Annotated in this window: 15 protein-coding genes; 11 read left to right on the top strand and 4 right to left on the bottom strand. The window is 41.0% G+C overall.

Annotation, left to right across the window (positions count from 1 at the left end; genetic code table 11):
* The first annotated feature begins 31 nt into the window (after positions 1-31).
* The 4 genes from F0226_RS03660 to F0226_RS03645 all read left to right on the top strand — a co-directional run bounded on the left by F0226_RS03660 (position 32) and on the right by F0226_RS03645 (position 2,506).
* On the top strand, positions 32-427 hold the full coding sequence (locus F0226_RS03660; protein WP_171734372.1) for a DUF2391 family protein: 396 nt from the start codon (positions 32-34) through the stop codon (positions 425-427).
* A 116-nt stretch (positions 428-543) separates the two neighbouring features.
* Positions 544-1,308 (top strand): hydratase, encoded by a 765-nt coding sequence (locus tag F0226_RS03655; protein WP_171734371.1) that lies wholly within the window; start codon positions 544-546, stop codon positions 1,306-1,308.
* Positions 1,309-1,405: 97 nt separating this feature from the next.
* On the top strand, positions 1,406-1,660 hold the full coding sequence (locus tag F0226_RS03650) for a YdcH family protein (protein WP_171734370.1): 255 nt from the start codon (positions 1,406-1,408) through the stop codon (positions 1,658-1,660).
* A gap of 507 nt (positions 1,661-2,167) precedes the next feature.
* Complete coding sequence (locus F0226_RS03645; protein ID WP_171734558.1) at positions 2,168-2,506, top strand: thiamine-phosphate diphosphorylase; 339 nt, start codon at positions 2,168-2,170, stop codon at positions 2,504-2,506.
* A gap of 131 nt (positions 2,507-2,637) precedes the next feature.
* Here the strand turns inward: F0226_RS03645 and F0226_RS03640 are convergent, their stop codons facing one another.
* A complete protein-coding gene (locus F0226_RS03640; RefSeq protein ID WP_171734369.1) occupies positions 2,638-3,285 on the bottom strand; it encodes a glutathione S-transferase family protein in 648 nt (215 codons plus the stop codon).
* Positions 3,286-3,413: 128 nt separating this feature from the next.
* On the opposite strand from F0226_RS03640, the gene F0226_RS03635 reads away from it, so the two are divergent.
* Together F0226_RS03635 and F0226_RS03630 are read left to right on the top strand one after the other, a co-directional pair.
* Entirely contained in the window at positions 3,414-4,253 is an 840-nt protein-coding gene (locus tag F0226_RS03635; protein WP_171734368.1) for a LysR family transcriptional regulator, read from the top strand.
* A gap of 53 nt (positions 4,254-4,306) precedes the next feature.
* Positions 4,307-4,780, top strand: a complete 474-nt coding sequence (locus F0226_RS03630) for a PaaI family thioesterase (RefSeq protein ID WP_171734367.1) — start codon at positions 4,307-4,309, stop codon at positions 4,778-4,780.
* Between the two features lie 120 nt (positions 4,781-4,900).
* Here the strand turns inward: F0226_RS03630 and F0226_RS03625 are convergent, their stop codons facing one another.
* Positions 4,901-5,566, bottom strand: a complete 666-nt coding sequence (locus F0226_RS03625; protein ID WP_171734366.1) for a glutathione S-transferase family protein — start codon at positions 5,564-5,566, stop codon at positions 4,901-4,903.
* Between the two features lie 308 nt (positions 5,567-5,874).
* On the opposite strand from F0226_RS03625, the gene F0226_RS03620 reads away from it, so the two are divergent.
* The 5 genes from F0226_RS03620 to F0226_RS03600 all read left to right on the top strand — a co-directional run bounded on the left by F0226_RS03620 (position 5,875) and on the right by F0226_RS03600 (position 11,708).
* Positions 5,875-8,082 carry an EAL domain-containing protein gene (locus F0226_RS03620; protein ID WP_171734365.1) on the top strand — a complete coding sequence of 736 codons (2,208 nt, stop codon included), beginning with the start codon at positions 5,875-5,877 and terminating at the stop codon, positions 8,080-8,082.
* A 294-nt stretch (positions 8,083-8,376) separates the two neighbouring features.
* Positions 8,377-9,024: a TadE/TadG family type IV pilus assembly protein gene (locus tag F0226_RS03615; protein WP_345776501.1), complete on the top strand. Its 648-nt coding sequence runs from the start codon at positions 8,377-8,379 to the stop codon at positions 9,022-9,024.
* Between the two features lie 8 nt (positions 9,025-9,032).
* On the top strand, positions 9,033-9,734 hold the full coding sequence (locus F0226_RS03610; RefSeq protein WP_253820749.1) for a TadE/TadG family type IV pilus assembly protein: 702 nt from the start codon (positions 9,033-9,035) through the stop codon (positions 9,732-9,734).
* Between the two features lie 12 nt (positions 9,735-9,746).
* The gene (locus tag F0226_RS03605) at positions 9,747-11,126 is read left to right on the top strand and encodes a vWA domain-containing protein (RefSeq protein ID WP_171734364.1); all 1,380 of its coding nucleotides are present in this window, start codon (positions 9,747-9,749) and stop codon (positions 11,124-11,126) included.
* A 192-nt stretch (positions 11,127-11,318) separates the two neighbouring features.
* On the top strand, positions 11,319-11,708 hold the full coding sequence (locus F0226_RS03600) for a VOC family protein (protein ID WP_171734363.1): 390 nt from the start codon (positions 11,319-11,321) through the stop codon (positions 11,706-11,708).
* A gap of 112 nt (positions 11,709-11,820) precedes the next feature.
* On the opposite strand, the gene F0226_RS03595 is transcribed toward F0226_RS03600, so the two are convergent.
* Positions 11,821-12,246 carry a universal stress protein gene (locus tag F0226_RS03595; RefSeq protein WP_171734362.1) on the bottom strand — a complete coding sequence of 142 codons (426 nt, stop codon included), beginning with the start codon at positions 12,244-12,246 and terminating at the stop codon, positions 11,821-11,823.
* Positions 12,247-12,519: 273 nt separating this feature from the next.
* A complete protein-coding gene (locus tag F0226_RS03590; protein WP_171734361.1) occupies positions 12,520-13,710 on the bottom strand; it encodes an MFS transporter in 1,191 nt (396 codons plus the stop codon).
* Positions 13,711-13,956: the final 246 nt, after the last annotated feature.

The following is a 13,956-nucleotide window of genomic DNA, read 5'->3' as shown; positions in this document are numbered from 1 at the left end:
GAAACTAAACCGAATGGAAGCGGAGGCTAAAATGAAATGGAGCTTTAATATTGAAGATGCAAGCCAGATATTTGTTGGCGCATTCGCTTTAGCTGTTCCTATCTCTTTTTCTGAAGAAGCGTGGAAGTTGGGGGAAACCTTGCCTGCCACCAATTTAATGTTGTTGTTCACTTTGTCTGTGGTTTTTCTTGGGCTATATACCTATGAAAGTGTTTTTCAAAGGGAAGTCAGTAATCGTAAGTTAGTATTTGTTTCTCGAATTGTTATTGCTTACTTAATGGCGGCTTTTGTAGTCGCGTTAGTGCTGTTCTGCATTGATAAACTGCCTTTGACTGAAGACCCAATTGTCTCGTTTAAACGGATAATCGTGATCACAATGCCAGCCTCAATGGGCGCGATTATTGTGGACAGTTTTGATAAAGAATAATGACCAGTTACGTATTCGATAACAGTGTCGAAGAGCAAGAATGATTCTCTACCCTGTTGAATTAAATTGATATATCATACATGTAATTTAATAATACAAATAAAAGAAGATCCAATATGAGTGATCTATATAAGCAAGCCGCTCAAGAGCTGTTGAGCCGTCGTGTTGCAGGAATTAAAGCGCCATGCTTAAGCGAAGCAATTCGCCCAAACAGCGTTGAAGATGCACTATGTATTCAATCAGCAATGATCGAGTTAAATGATGACACCGTGGCGGGTTGGAAGTGCTTGCAACCATTAGCGGAAGGTAAGCTGGTTGTTGGCCCTATTTTTGGTAATGACGTACAACAAGGTACGCATTGTGCGCTTTATGCGGACAAAGGTGTTGTACGCATCGAGCCAGAAATTGCATTTGTGTTATCGAAAGCGTTGCTTGCTAGCGATGAAGGTTACACTGAAGCACAAATCAATGACGCGATTGGTTCTTGCCATATGGCTTTGGAACTCATCCAAGCACGTTACGCTGCAGACAGTGGCACTGAATTTCCAGATTTGTTAGCAGACGGTTTGACTAACCAAGGTTTATTCATTGGCCCTGAAATTGAACGTGACAAAGCCTTCTCAGCCGCGTCTATTGCAATTGAAGTGACTCAAGGGGATAACAAACAGTCTTTTTCTGGCGTTCATCCAAATGAGAATTCAGTAAGCCCTATCTATTGGCTGGTGAATTACATGACTCGCAGAGGCGTAGCTTTCCAAGCGGGTGAAGCTTTGATTACTGGATCTTACTGTGGTGTTGTCAACGTTGAATTCAACCAACTCACCCAGGTTAACTATAGTGAATTAGGTCAATATGAAGTGACCTTTACTGAAAAGCAGTAGAGTCATAATAAGCTGGCGATTTTGCGTTTTAAGCCGCATTTCTGGTTGGGATTTACTTCTATACTAACGAACAATCAGATTATAAAAGGAAATGCCGATGCTAAATGAAAACCATGCTTTTATTTTAGATTTTCCAGAGCTTAAACTCGATATTGTCCAGCTAAATCATGATGATGAAGCATTCAAAGCGGCTCTTCAAAAGTATCATGAGCTTGATTATGATATTCGCCAATTAGAAATTTCTGGCAGCCCAATTGATGATGACAATATGCATAACCTCAAAGTTGAACGCATGGAGTTGAAAGACAAACTGCATACAAAACTTGTGAAACATCACGCTGCGGCAAATTAATCGCTAACGAGTCATCCCTTAGTTTTCTGAGCAGAAACTGCTTTAGATGATCAATATAAGTATCGTAAACATCCGTTTTGCGGTACTTATTTTTGTATTCGGTTTTCGTTCATTACTTTTTGCTTGTCTGCTTGTCTGCTTGTCTGCTTGTCTGCTTGTCTGCTTATCTTCGTTTATCCCCACTTACTTTAAATTTAATCTTCAGCTCCTTTCCTTTGTAAGCCATTTATTCGCGCAAAACTATTTGTCGTCTAGACAAAATCCCCTAGTTGCGATGAATTAACGACCTATCTACTATGCCTGCCCGAAACTAAGCGCTTCAGGTGAGCAATTTATCTTGCTCTTCGAAGCTCTGAAAATATATTTATCCTGAAAAAATTGTCATTAGATAGCCCTTTTTAAGATCTGTTTTGTCACAGTTTATGAGCCTTTGAATGCTCTTTTATATCTAATGAAATTTTTGGAGTACCAACTGTGAATGGTTTACAAAACCTTAGCCTGAAAAAAATGGGTTATGAACGTACTAAACGTGAGTATGACTTACGTGCAATGAACCGAGTAAGTGAAAGTGAATACGAATCTCGGATGGTGGTATGGGATAACCTTGCCCTTTCTGCGGGCACAGAAGGAGGCGCTGGCGGTTTTGTTGATACTGTTTTTAGCAAGCTTCAACAAAATTTAAAAGATGCAAACAGAGAATTATCAATCGACTATTCTGAATTTGTCACCATGGCAAATGAAGAGGTTAACTACATTCGAGTAAACGTTGCTGATAATAAAGTGCAAGCATTTTGGTATGCGACCATCTTATTGATGCTTTGTGGCTCGATTGTTTTGTGCATCTAAGACGCTTCACAAGTACCCCCCAAAATAAAACACCGCTTCGAAATTTGAGCGGTGTTTTATTCTTTGCCTTGCCTTGCCTTGCCTTGCTCAGCTTGGTTTAACTGATTTTACCAAACGTGATTTTAGAGCAGTTAAGCGGGAGAACCAGCCTCGTCTTCTTCTACGATTTCAGTTTCTAGGCTCGCCTCTGCTAACCACTGTTTTATCGCAGGGCTATTCAGTACTTTTTGCTGATAAACAGTCGCTTTTTCAGATAACTTAATACCGTAAGTTTCTACTCTTAATGCAACAGGGGCATACATTGCGTCTGCAATGGACCACTCGCCAAATAACCATCCGTCTGGGTGCTGATCCATTTGTTGTGACCAAAGCTCATCAATACGCGATAAATCCTTTAATGCTCCTTTGCTTAGATCAAGTTCGCGCTTTGCTCGGCAGTTCATTGGCAGCTCATTTCTTAAATCAAAAAAGCCAGAATGCATTTCAGCGGTAATCGCTCGTGCGTGAGCTTTCTCTTTTGTGATAGTCGGCCATGCTTTCCCATCTAGATAGGTTTCATTAACGTATTCCAAAATGGCGAGAGAGTCCCATACATGAATATCTCCATCGACCAATGTGGGTACTTTTGCCGTAGGTGTCACTTCTTGCAATGTATTGTAGAAATCATCACTAAACAGTTGAAGTTTAGTAATGTCGGCTTCAATCTTATATTGGGCAAAGATAAGCCAAGCGCGTAATGACCAAGTGGAGTAATTTTGATTACCAATAAAAAGCTGCATGATTCTTCCTTGTTTGTCGCGAGTGTGAGTTTTGCCTTGTGTGTTTTCAGATTAAGGGATTGTGTTATCCGGGACTAACGGATAATTTTGATGTCATACATTTATAGAAACGATGGATAGCGAAAGATATGGATATTGATGCGTTGAGAAGCTTTCTAGCGTTTGTTGAAACCAGCAGCTTTACCCGAGCAGCCAAACAAATTAACCGCACCCAATCAGCGTTCAGTGCGCAAATGCGTAAGTTGGAAGAAGAGCTTGGTGTCACCCTGTTTGAGAAAGAAGGGCGAAATTTAGTGCTAAGTGAGGCGGGGCTAGCATTACGTTCTCATGCTGAACAATTGGTGGCTTTACACAACAAAGCTTTGAAACAAGTGAAGCGTTACGAAAATAAACAACCACTTCGGCTGGGTTGTCCTGAAGATTACAACGACGCCATTCTTCCTAAAGTCATCCGTATTTTAAAACAGTCAGAACCAACGTGTTCTATTCAAGTCTTCAGCCAACCCAGTATCACATTGCGAGAATGGTTGGATGAAGGAAAGTTAGACGCGGCAATTCTGACTCGTGCTCCAGGCACGGAAGAAGGCTATTGGCTAACCAATGATGTAGGTGTGTGGATAAGCCATCCTGACTTTGAGATTGATGATTCTCAACCTTTACCGCTTGCGTTGTTTCAATCGGATTGTAAATATCACGGCGCGGCAGTGGATGTGCTGACCAAACAAGGTACTCCTTACCAATTGCTTGCATGTTGTAATACGGCTTCTGCATTGCGGGGTATTGTTCAAGAAGGTTTAGCTATAGGTGTGCTGGGTAAATTGAGCACGACTTCGAATTTGAAGGTGTTAGAGAATATGCCAGCGTTGCCCTCCGTGGATATTGTTTTGGTTTTGGGCGTGAAGCCTCACCCAATATTAGATAAAGATGTCCTTGATCAGCTGGTGGAGCTGACATCGTGTAAATCATAGAAACCTGCACTTTTTTCATACTCTTATATACTTTGTAAAAATGGAGGGGGAGTATGACTAAGCCAATAATGTTCCAAGACCAAATTCCAAATAACCACTGCTACGGGTGTGGGGCTGAAAACCCTGATGGGCTGCAAATCAAAAGCTATTGGACAGAGGATGATGCCTCATCTTGCTTTTTTATGCCTTCTTCCCACCACTCTGCCGGACCGACTCATTTTCTTAACGGCGGCATCATTTCTACGATTATCGATTGCCATTGTGTCTGCACCGCCATTGCAAAAGGTTACCAAATGGCTGGGCGAGCCATTGGCGAAGGTGACACCATTTGGTTTGCCACAGGGAAATTAGATGTCTCGTTTTTAAAGCCTGTCGCCATAGATTGTGAAGTCGAACTTCAGGCAACTATTCAAGAAGCCAAAGAGAATAAAATCACTTTAGATTGTCAATTATTATCTAAAGGAGTGGTATGTGCCAAAGCGAGCGTGGTGGCAGTTAGAGTGCCGAATGAATGGCTGGGGAATTAGCGATGAGAGTAGAAAAATCGCGAGGTCGTAAGAACTCGCGATTCAGGGGGATCTAGTGACGGTAAGTGAATGGATTAAGCCGCTTCGGCAGTTTATCTCTACTAGAGCCGAGAGCCTTGGTTACGCTACTTCTTTATTGTCTTTTAAGCTTGCTAAGTAAGTATTGGTTAGGTAAAAGCCGCTAAACTTCTCAACAAAATCAGCTGGAACGGTCTTAGCCGTTAAACCTGATTCAATCAATGCCGCTTGCCATTTTTGTACTTTAGGGAAGCCATCTAGCATGTCGTAGCCTGAGTGGTCTTTAATAACGGATGCTCGGTGAAGTATTGGTAGCCACGCAATATCAACGTTAGAAATGTAGTCACCTTTGAAGAATGGCGTATCACCTAGTTTTCCTTCCGCTTTCGTGAAGGCTTTAGCAAGGTTGGTAAGGCGAGTGTCAAAGGTCTCTTTATCTTTACTGCCCATGGTGCCACATTGAGGCATATAGTGCTTACTTGCTTGGTAAGACCATGCACGATCTAGCGCCTTTTGTTCTGCGGATACTTCCTCAATCGGAGCGTATTTATCATCTAAGTATTCAACAATGGCGTCTGACTCAAACAGTACCGTGTCATTTTCGGTGACGAGTACGGGCACTTGACCATTAGGTGAAATGTCTAGGAACCATTGAGGCTTATTATTCAGCTCGATGTATTCGATTTCGAATGGCACATTCTTCATTACAAGGGCACCCATAACACGTTGTACAAATGGGCAGTTTTTAAAGCTAATCAATTTAATCATGGTATTACTCCGAATTGGTTTAATTATTTTCTAATTACATCTCTAAGACGAAGCCCATTTTAGTAAGACGAAATGTTTAGAAATAAAATTTAAAATAAATCATGATTATTGATTTAAAGTAAGTAATATCAATTTCTTATGATTGTTGTTTGTTTTAATTATTGGTCATCTTTTGGGATTTTGATGTTTAGAAGACGAGCTAATGCCGATTGATGGAGAAAAAACGACCATAACGACTGTTAAAAGAGGCTATTATCATTAGAATGTGCGAATGCCATACTATTATTTGTAATGCTTGAGACTATAAAATGAATTATTCGTCCTTTACGCTGTTTTCCGACCGTTCGAAATCAAATTTTACTCTATCAAGTGTTGCGACCGCTTTATTAGTTTTGTTGAGTTTCCAGCTTTCATTTTGGTTTACGCTTGAAGCGGATAGAGTGCATGTGATCTCGCTGACCGCAGGTTTAGTTTCCGCTCTTCTTCTTCGTTACCGAAAACAAGCTTTGCCCGGCATTATTTCAGGGCTCGCCTTACATTATTTGTTCATTTCACAGCGCGGGCTCGCAGTAGCCCTCACTTTTTCGCTCGCGTTACCACTGGTCATGATGCTGTTTTCTGAGCTTTTTCTTCATGTGCAAAAGCGCTTAGCAGATAAGAACCTTACCTTAATTGCGATTGCCTATACTGGCTTGATGATCGTGCTTTATCCCATTATTAACACTTTAGTAATGACGCTGATTGCGTATCTGTACGACTACCCGTTAATGACGGACTTGAACTATTACGGTTATGGCATTTTAAGCGGCTCGATGACGCAGTTAGTTTTAACTCCTTTGCTGTTTTTTATGTTGGCGTTTGTTTCAGCTGAAGGTGGTGATAAGTTGTTGGCACTTAACCGTGCTATGTATGAGCAATCTAACCGTTCTAAACTGCATTGGTACTGGTTGGGAGCGATAGGCTTAGTACTATTGGCAGCGTTTGGAGCTAAAAATCATGTTACCTCCAGCGCGCTTTCCGTATTAATCATGCCAATTATTGGGTTAGGCTTAGGGCAATTTGGCTTTATTCTACCGGCAATTTTTACAGCGATTATTGTGTTGTTTAATGTTGCGGGGGCTGTCAGTGCCTATGAGCAGCAGTTAATTGATAGCAGTGTTTTTTATGGTTTGATTGTGGTGTTGTTCTCGCTGTGTGTGACCATTTTTCTGATGATTACTCAAGCCATCAAAAACTACCTCACCAATAAAGCCGCAATCGAATCTGAACGTAGAGACCCATATACGCGCCTATATACTCTTGCTCAGCTAAAAGTGGACGCAAAAGGTCATTCTCAAATCCCAGCGCTTGTTGTGATCGACCTTTCTCAAGTCACGAGGCTGGTTAAAGCTTTAGGATTGGCTGAAAAAAGTGAGTTGCTTAAGCAGTTAAGCCAGTTCTTGCAAGAAAAAAACACCTTATGTAATCAGGGTTATGTCGCCCCGTTTACGACTTCATTACTCTATCTGTTACCTGAAAAGTCAGGTTTAGATAAAGAACTTGAAACCCTTCACCAGCAGTTATGCGAGTTCTCTTTTGATTGGAATCATCGCTCGATAAAAATTCTTGAACCAGAAGTGCGCTATGTCTTTCTAGATACTGACTTAGAGTTCGAACAAGTGGTATCACAGCTTTGTTCACGTAACATTGAGAGCCACGCGCAAAGCCCTATTTCGCAAGTCATGCTATCCAGTGAGACAGATCCTTCGATTCGTAAATTGAGCCAAATTCAAGCAGCGTTTGATAACGATGAATTTGAGCTGTATTGCCAGCCATATCGTAATTTGCAAAACCCAACTCACTCAGAATTGTCTTTTGAAGTCTTACTTCGTTTACCTAAACAGGGCGGAGATGTATTAGCACCAGCTGAGTTTTTCCCGTTGATCAATGAGTTTGGCTTAGAGATTGAGTTGGATAAGTGGGTAATCAGGAATACGTTTAAAGTGTTGTCTGAGCATGTTAGTCAGTGGGAAAGCATTGACCGATGCGGAATCAACCTCACTGCGCAGGCTCTTACTCAGATCGATTTTGATAATTACATTTTAGATTGTGCGAAAGAATTTGATATTCCGCTGAATAAGATGTGCTTTGAGATAACTGAAAGCATGCCGCTGACAAACGAATGTTTGGTTATCGACAATCTTACTCGTTTGCAGTCTTTTGGTTGTACGATTGCACTGGATGACTTCGGAACTGGCTATGCATCGTTTGACTATTTACGTCGTATTCCGGTTGATATTCTTAAGATAGACGGTTCATTCGTTAAAAATATAATTACTGATGAAACTGACCAAGCGATAGTAAAAAACATCAGCCAAATTGCGCAGAATATGGGGCTACTGACGGTGGCGGAGTTTGTTGAAACTGAAGCTCATGCGGAGCTACTGACTGCATTAGATGTGGTTTACGCTCAAGGTTTTGGTATCGCCAAACCTAGACCACTGATTGGTGAGTTGCAAAATCATAATAGACATTGATGTGCAGGTTAAACTTACCCTTATGAGTTTCATGTTTTCAGTAAACTTTGGTTTTAAAAATTAAGTTTTTTAAAAATAAAAAAGAGAGGGAAATACTGCCTCGTAATACTTAATTGAGAGTTTAGAAGGAGTTAGATCGGATGAGCTATTTTTCTTAAAATCCTCAATAATCTCACTATTGATAATTTAGTGAATAGCATTAGAAAACCCACCAAATTTAATCTATAGAAGTGTCATCAATGAAATTTAATTGCATGGGAGAGTATGTAATTAAAACATGAGTGATGTCTTATTATGGAAACGTCAAGTGCTCAAACACAAGCTGATTTAGTAAACAAGCCTGCCATTTTTTTCGAACCGCCGTTAGTGCTCTCTAAAGAGTGCCTTCTATCTGCTGCAAGCCACCAAGCCAACACACAAAGCCAAACTTTTTCAGGGAATAATATCGCTTCTGCAAATATGGCTGTGGCACATAAGTCTAAGCAAGCTGCGGCACACAAGTCTAAACAAAGTGGTATTGCAGTGATTGAATTTACCGCTGTGGTTGCTTTTTTCTTAACGCTTATCCTAACAATCATTGATATAGGCATGTACGGTTACGTCAAACTCACAATGCAACAGGCGGTGAGAGAAGGCGCGCGGTATGCAGTGACAGGTCAATCAAATCTCGACCCCGATGGAGCCAGTAACCGTGAAGCCGCCATTATCCAAAAAATCACCGACTCTTCTAATGGTTTGCTTTCTAGAGTTATCGAAACTGATGACATTCGAGTCGAAGATCTTTATGGGAATGCTGTGACGGGCTTCGGTGGTCCTGGTGATATTATCGCAATCCATCTTGATTGTGAGTGGTCAACGACAAGCCCTTATATATTACCTTTCGTTGAAGACGGTACTTACAAATTTACCGTGAGTGCGGCCATGAAAAACGAGTCATTCTAGGTGTATTTATGTCTAAGCATTTATCGTCTTTAACTCATTCCCAAGCTGACCATGTTAAAGCCACTTGCTCCAAGATGGCTAGCTCTAAAGCTGCCTACACTAAAGTTAAATCTAAATCTAAATCCAAAGCTAAAGCTAAAGCACATAACTCCAACGTTGCTCTCCTCAAACCGATTAATTCAAAACAGCGTGGCTTTGCGGCGGTTGAAACCGTGATTGTTAGTCCTGTTTTATTACTGATTCTGGTTGGTCTAATCGAGTTGATTCAAATGATTCAAGCCAATTACTTGATCATTAGTGTAAGCAGAGAAGGGGCGAATATTATTTCTCGTAGTAGTACAGAAACACCACAAGAAATTATGGATATTGTTGCCAGTACAAGTTCACCACTTGATTTGAGTGCAGACGGTAATATTTACATCACGTTGGTTGTTGGACAGGACGATGCCGACCCTTACGTAAGTAGCCAACACCGATGGGATAATTTTGGTTACTCAGTGGACAGTGAGACGTGGGGTAATTGCGCAAGTTGGGATAGCAATGATCAATGTGTACTGGATGAAGATGACCTACCATCATTATCCAATTTTGCCATTGATTTGTCTGAAGGTGAATCTGTCTACGTTGTTGAAGTTTTGTATGAGTACAATCCCGCTTTCAGCTTTTTCTTAGAAAGTGGCGTTTCAATAACTGACACGACTTATTTATAGAAGGTACTGGTTATGAAGAAGTTACCTCAAATAAAATGGAAACGTTCGAAAGGGTTAGTCGCAATACTGACTGTGCTTGCGTTACCAATTTTACTGGCCGTCATTGGGCTGGCTGTGGATACCGGCCGTACTTTTTTAGTGAAAGCGAAATTATTTTCGGCGGTGGATGCGGCAAGTATTGCGGCTGCTAGAGCGGTTGCAAATGGTGAAGATGCAGGGCGAGAAGCCGCCAACCGGTATTTTTCCGCAAATATGCCTGCTGATTTTCATAACAGCACCGCTACCTTAAATAATGTGAACTATGGGTATGACGAATTTGGCAATATTTCTATCGATATTAACGCCACAGTAGAAGTGCCAAATTTGTTTCTTTCCATATTAGGTTTCGATAGCTTCGAGTCGAGTGTTGAGGCTCAGTCTGTTCGTCGACCTGTGGATTTGGTGCTGGTCATTGATAATACGACCTCTCTTCGTTACGGCAGTATTGGCGATGTTACCCAAGATGTGGTGGATCGCTCTAAATCATTTGTTGAAAACTTCCATGAAAGCTTCGACCGTATTTCTTTGGTTAAATTTGCCTTTGGAGCGCAAGTCCCCGTTGAGTTTACTGACGCAAGAGGTCACAGCCGCTCAGATATTACTACTGCGATTGATGCGTTTAATTTCGGGAGTTATTGGAATGCCCAATACACTAATGCATCGGAGGGGATGTATAGAGCGCTTGATGAAATCAGAAATGTCTCTGATCCTGCTAATTTAAAGGTCATCGTATTTTTTACGGATGGCGCACCGAATACATTTGCGTCTCATTTTGAATTTACCGATGGCAATATTCATGCAGGGGCTATTCGTACCAATGACGAGAGCAGTGGGACACCTTATGGATTATGGCGACATGATTCGATGGCGACTAAATTATCCGGTGATGGGTATGCAGGTAGCTCGATTTATTCGGATTTAGAAGAACTGCCAGAACACTATAACCCTCATGATGAAGACGAAGCGGAGTTTAAAGTATTAAACCCAAGCCATTCAGTCAGACCCGTCACTCAATATACAACAAACAGCACCAGCCAATTGTTTACCAAGGTAAATAGGGTGGCTCGTAACTTAGTTGAAGATATGGCGGAAGCCGCAAGGTTAGAAGGCACTTATGTATTTACACTTGGGCTTGGTTCCTCATTAACGTCAACGTCCGGACCTGACAGCGAATATGGTGAAGATCTTCTGCTTAGAATGGCGAACGATCCTGCAATGCTGGATGACACGGATCTTGCTGGTGATTATAAATCGGATCAATTGGAAGGTGTGTATTGCCATGCTGTTGATGAGCAAGCGCTAGGTCCATGCTTTGATCAAATGCTAGACGTGATTATCCGGTTAACTATGTGATTATCCGCTTAAAGATGTGATTAGTATCTAGTCGTCACAATAAGTGCTCAAAATAAAATCGGAACATAATTACTCAGTTATGTTCTGTTTTTTGTTCCTCTATTTCCCATTAACCTATCTGTATTGAATGGTTCGGTACTGAACCATCAGCACTGAAAAGAACAGTCTCGAAATTAATGGGAATACTTGAGAATGAAAATTGAACATATCGCGATTTGGACCAACCAACTTGAAACATTAAAAGATTTCTACATCAAATATTTTAACGCCACAGCTAACGATAAATACTTTAACCCTAAGAAGAAGTTCTCTTCTTACTTTTTGTCTTTCGAGAGTGGTAGCCGATTAGAAATTATGGAAATGCCTTCTATCCCTAAATCTCAAGACGACCGATATGAACAGTTTACAGGCTTCATTCATATGGCGATGTCGTTAGGCTCAGAAGAAGCGGTAGATGAGCTTACAGCGCGTTTAGTTGAAGATGGATATGAGAAGATTGATGGTCCGAGACGCACTGGTGACGGTTACTATGAAAGCTGCGTGTTTGACCCAGATGGAAACAGACTGGAATTGACGGCTTAGTGGATATTCTATGGCTCGTGCTTCATTTATCTTAAAAATCAAAACGTAAAAAAGCCAGTAGAGTGAAATGCTCTGCTGGCTAAGTGTTGTAACGCTTAATGTAATTTATCATTTAAGGCTCTATTGGTATCACTAGAATATCGATAGGAGATTTATTGATAAGATGTTTAGAGTAGGAAATGATTCTGCTCCAAAAATCGTGGTGGTGACCACAAATCAATAAGTCAAAGTTATTATCCATTATCGTTTCTGCAAGTTTATCGGCTAAATCACCAGTACCAACTAATATATTGCTTACTGGGTAGTCGATAGCGGCTTCAAAATCTCTTAGTTGTTTAATTGAGCTGGTGTTGAGTGGCGCTAATCCTGTTGTCGTTTGTAAGTTTATTAGATCGGGGTATATCTCTCCGTGTGATCCATCAATATGAATGAAAGAAATTCTAGCATCGAGTAATTCGGCTAAAAATTTGGCTCTTTCTATCAGCACATTGCTTTCTTCTGAAAGCTCCAGTGCGACAAGTATGTGTCTATATTCCATAATCTGACCTCTTGTTACCTATGCCTATATAAGCATAGTATTTGTGTGGTTATTTTGTTGATAAAGAGGTCTCAAATTGGCGTAAATAACACTTTTTCAGAGCGATTATTTTCGTTATGTGCATATGGACAAGGAGCACGAACGAATCATGCCCCTTGTTCAATATTTGCCATTTTTATTGTGAATATCACGCGTGCTTATTGATTGAATTTGATGATGTTTACTCTTTTAAACACTTAAAGCGGTATTCGAGGATTTAGTCATATTGATGAGTTAAGCCATCTTTACGCTAGCGACTTCAACGGTTGGCTTTTTATCTAACGCGCCACTGATTCTAGTTAGCACCAATGCGATGATAACAACCACTGCACCAACCCAAGGTGTATTCATTAGCCCAGATTCAGCGACAATGATGCCTCCTCCCCAAGAACCCAGTGCAATGCCCACATTAAATGCCGCAATGTTTAAGCCAGAAGCCACATCGACCGCATCAGGTGTGTATTTTTCTGCCAATTTCACTACGTAAACTTGTAAGCCAGGGACATTACCAAAAGCAAATGCGCCCCAAATTAGGATAGTTGCAACAGCGGTATAAGGACTAAATGCAGTAAAGTTAAACACAACTAACACAGTGGCTAAGCCAGAGAAAATAATGGTTAAGGCTTTAATTGGTCCCATTTTATCAGCCATTTTTCCGCCCCAAATGTTACCAATAGCCACTGATACCCCGTAAACCAACATGATCAAGCTGATTGCACTTGAATCAAACCCAGAGATGTTTTCTAAAATAGGTGCAAGGTAAGTAAACGCGGTAAATGTGCCGCCGTAACCTAAAGCAGTAATCGCATAAACCAAAAGTAAACGAGGCTGAGTTAATACTTTTAATTGTGCTGATAACTTTGCTGCTGGTGGCTGTTTTAAATTGTTGGGCACTAAGAACGCGCTACCAATCAGAGCGATTAATCCTAGTATCGCCACAATCAAAAATGTTGCTTGCCAACCAAAGCTTTGACCAATGTAGGTGCCGAGTGGTACGCCAGTCACCAGTGCCACGGTTAAACCTGTAAACATAATCGCAATGGCGCTGGCAGCTTTTTCTTTCGCCACAAGACCGGTAGCAATGGTTGATCCTATTGAGAAAAAGACGCCGTGAGCCAAGCCGGTAAGAATGCGAGCAGTAATAAGCGTGTTGTAGCCCGGCGCTTGCCATGCCAGTAAGTTACCAAGAACAAACAAAGACATAATGGTCAGTAATACGTATTTTCGGTTCCATTTCCCTGTTAATGCGGTCAGTACGGGGGCGCCAATCGCAACCCCTAGGGCATACAAGCTAACCAGAAGACCAGCAGAAGGAAGGGAAACATTTAAGTCAGCAGCCATGGTTGGAATCAATCCAACAATGACAAATTCAGTGGTTCCTATGGCAAACGCACTGAGCGTTAAAGCAAATAATGCTAAAGGCATAATAAGTAATCTCGTGTCGATTAATAGTGACAGCCTAAAGTTTGGTGGTGCTGATTATTAGTCAGAATTTTTGGGCTGTATGTATTGGATGGCGAGATTATGGTGGGAATTACCTTTGTGAAAAATAGTATTACTAGCAAATTTCTTTTGTTAAAAATGCAATAATAAGCCATCTTTATTGGTGCCTTAATCAGCAAGGGCTTAATTAGAAACTATAAATTTAATCAGGATCTGTAGATTTAATCA

It is taken from the genome of Vibrio sp. 99-70-13A1 (assembly GCF_013114625.1).
Lineage (GTDB): Bacteria > Pseudomonadota > Gammaproteobacteria > Enterobacterales > Vibrionaceae > Vibrio.
Note: the sequence above shows the minus strand (reverse complement) of the source record. Positions and strands in the feature narration are given on the sequence as shown.

Bases quoted from the DNA above. Each gene is read 5' to 3' on its own strand.
- F0226_RS03660 (WP_171734372.1), top strand. From the start codon at position 32: ATGAAATGGAGCTTTAATATTGAAGATGCAAGCCAGATATTTGTTGGC.
- F0226_RS03655 (WP_171734371.1), top strand. From the start codon at position 544: ATGAGTGATCTATATAAGCAAGCCGCTCAAGAGCTGTTGAGCCGTCGT.
- F0226_RS03650 (WP_171734370.1), top strand. From the start codon at position 1,406: ATGCTAAATGAAAACCATGCTTTTATTTTAGATTTTCCAGAGCTTAAA.
- F0226_RS03645 (WP_171734558.1), top strand. From the start codon at position 2,168: ATGGGTTATGAACGTACTAAACGTGAGTATGACTTACGTGCAATGAAC.
- F0226_RS03640 (WP_171734369.1), bottom strand. From the start codon at position 3,285: ATGCAGCTTTTTATTGGTAATCAAAATTACTCCACTTGGTCATTACGC.
- F0226_RS03635 (WP_171734368.1), top strand. From the start codon at position 3,414: ATGGATATTGATGCGTTGAGAAGCTTTCTAGCGTTTGTTGAAACCAGC.
- F0226_RS03630 (WP_171734367.1), top strand. From the start codon at position 4,307: ATGACTAAGCCAATAATGTTCCAAGACCAAATTCCAAATAACCACTGC.
- F0226_RS03625 (WP_171734366.1), bottom strand. From the start codon at position 5,566: ATGATTAAATTGATTAGCTTTAAAAACTGCCCATTTGTACAACGTGTT.
- F0226_RS03620 (WP_171734365.1), top strand. From the start codon at position 5,875: ATGAATTATTCGTCCTTTACGCTGTTTTCCGACCGTTCGAAATCAAAT.
- F0226_RS03615 (WP_345776501.1), top strand. From the start codon at position 8,377: ATGGAAACGTCAAGTGCTCAAACACAAGCTGATTTAGTAAACAAGCCT.
- F0226_RS03610 (WP_253820749.1), top strand. From the start codon at position 9,033: ATGTCTAAGCATTTATCGTCTTTAACTCATTCCCAAGCTGACCATGTT.
- F0226_RS03605 (WP_171734364.1), top strand. From the start codon at position 9,747: ATGAAGAAGTTACCTCAAATAAAATGGAAACGTTCGAAAGGGTTAGTC.
- F0226_RS03600 (WP_171734363.1), top strand. From the start codon at position 11,319: ATGAAAATTGAACATATCGCGATTTGGACCAACCAACTTGAAACATTA.
- F0226_RS03595 (WP_171734362.1), bottom strand. From the start codon at position 12,246: ATGGAATATAGACACATACTTGTCGCACTGGAGCTTTCAGAAGAAAGC.
- F0226_RS03590 (WP_171734361.1), bottom strand. From the start codon at position 13,710: ATGCCTTTAGCATTATTTGCTTTAACGCTCAGTGCGTTTGCCATAGGA.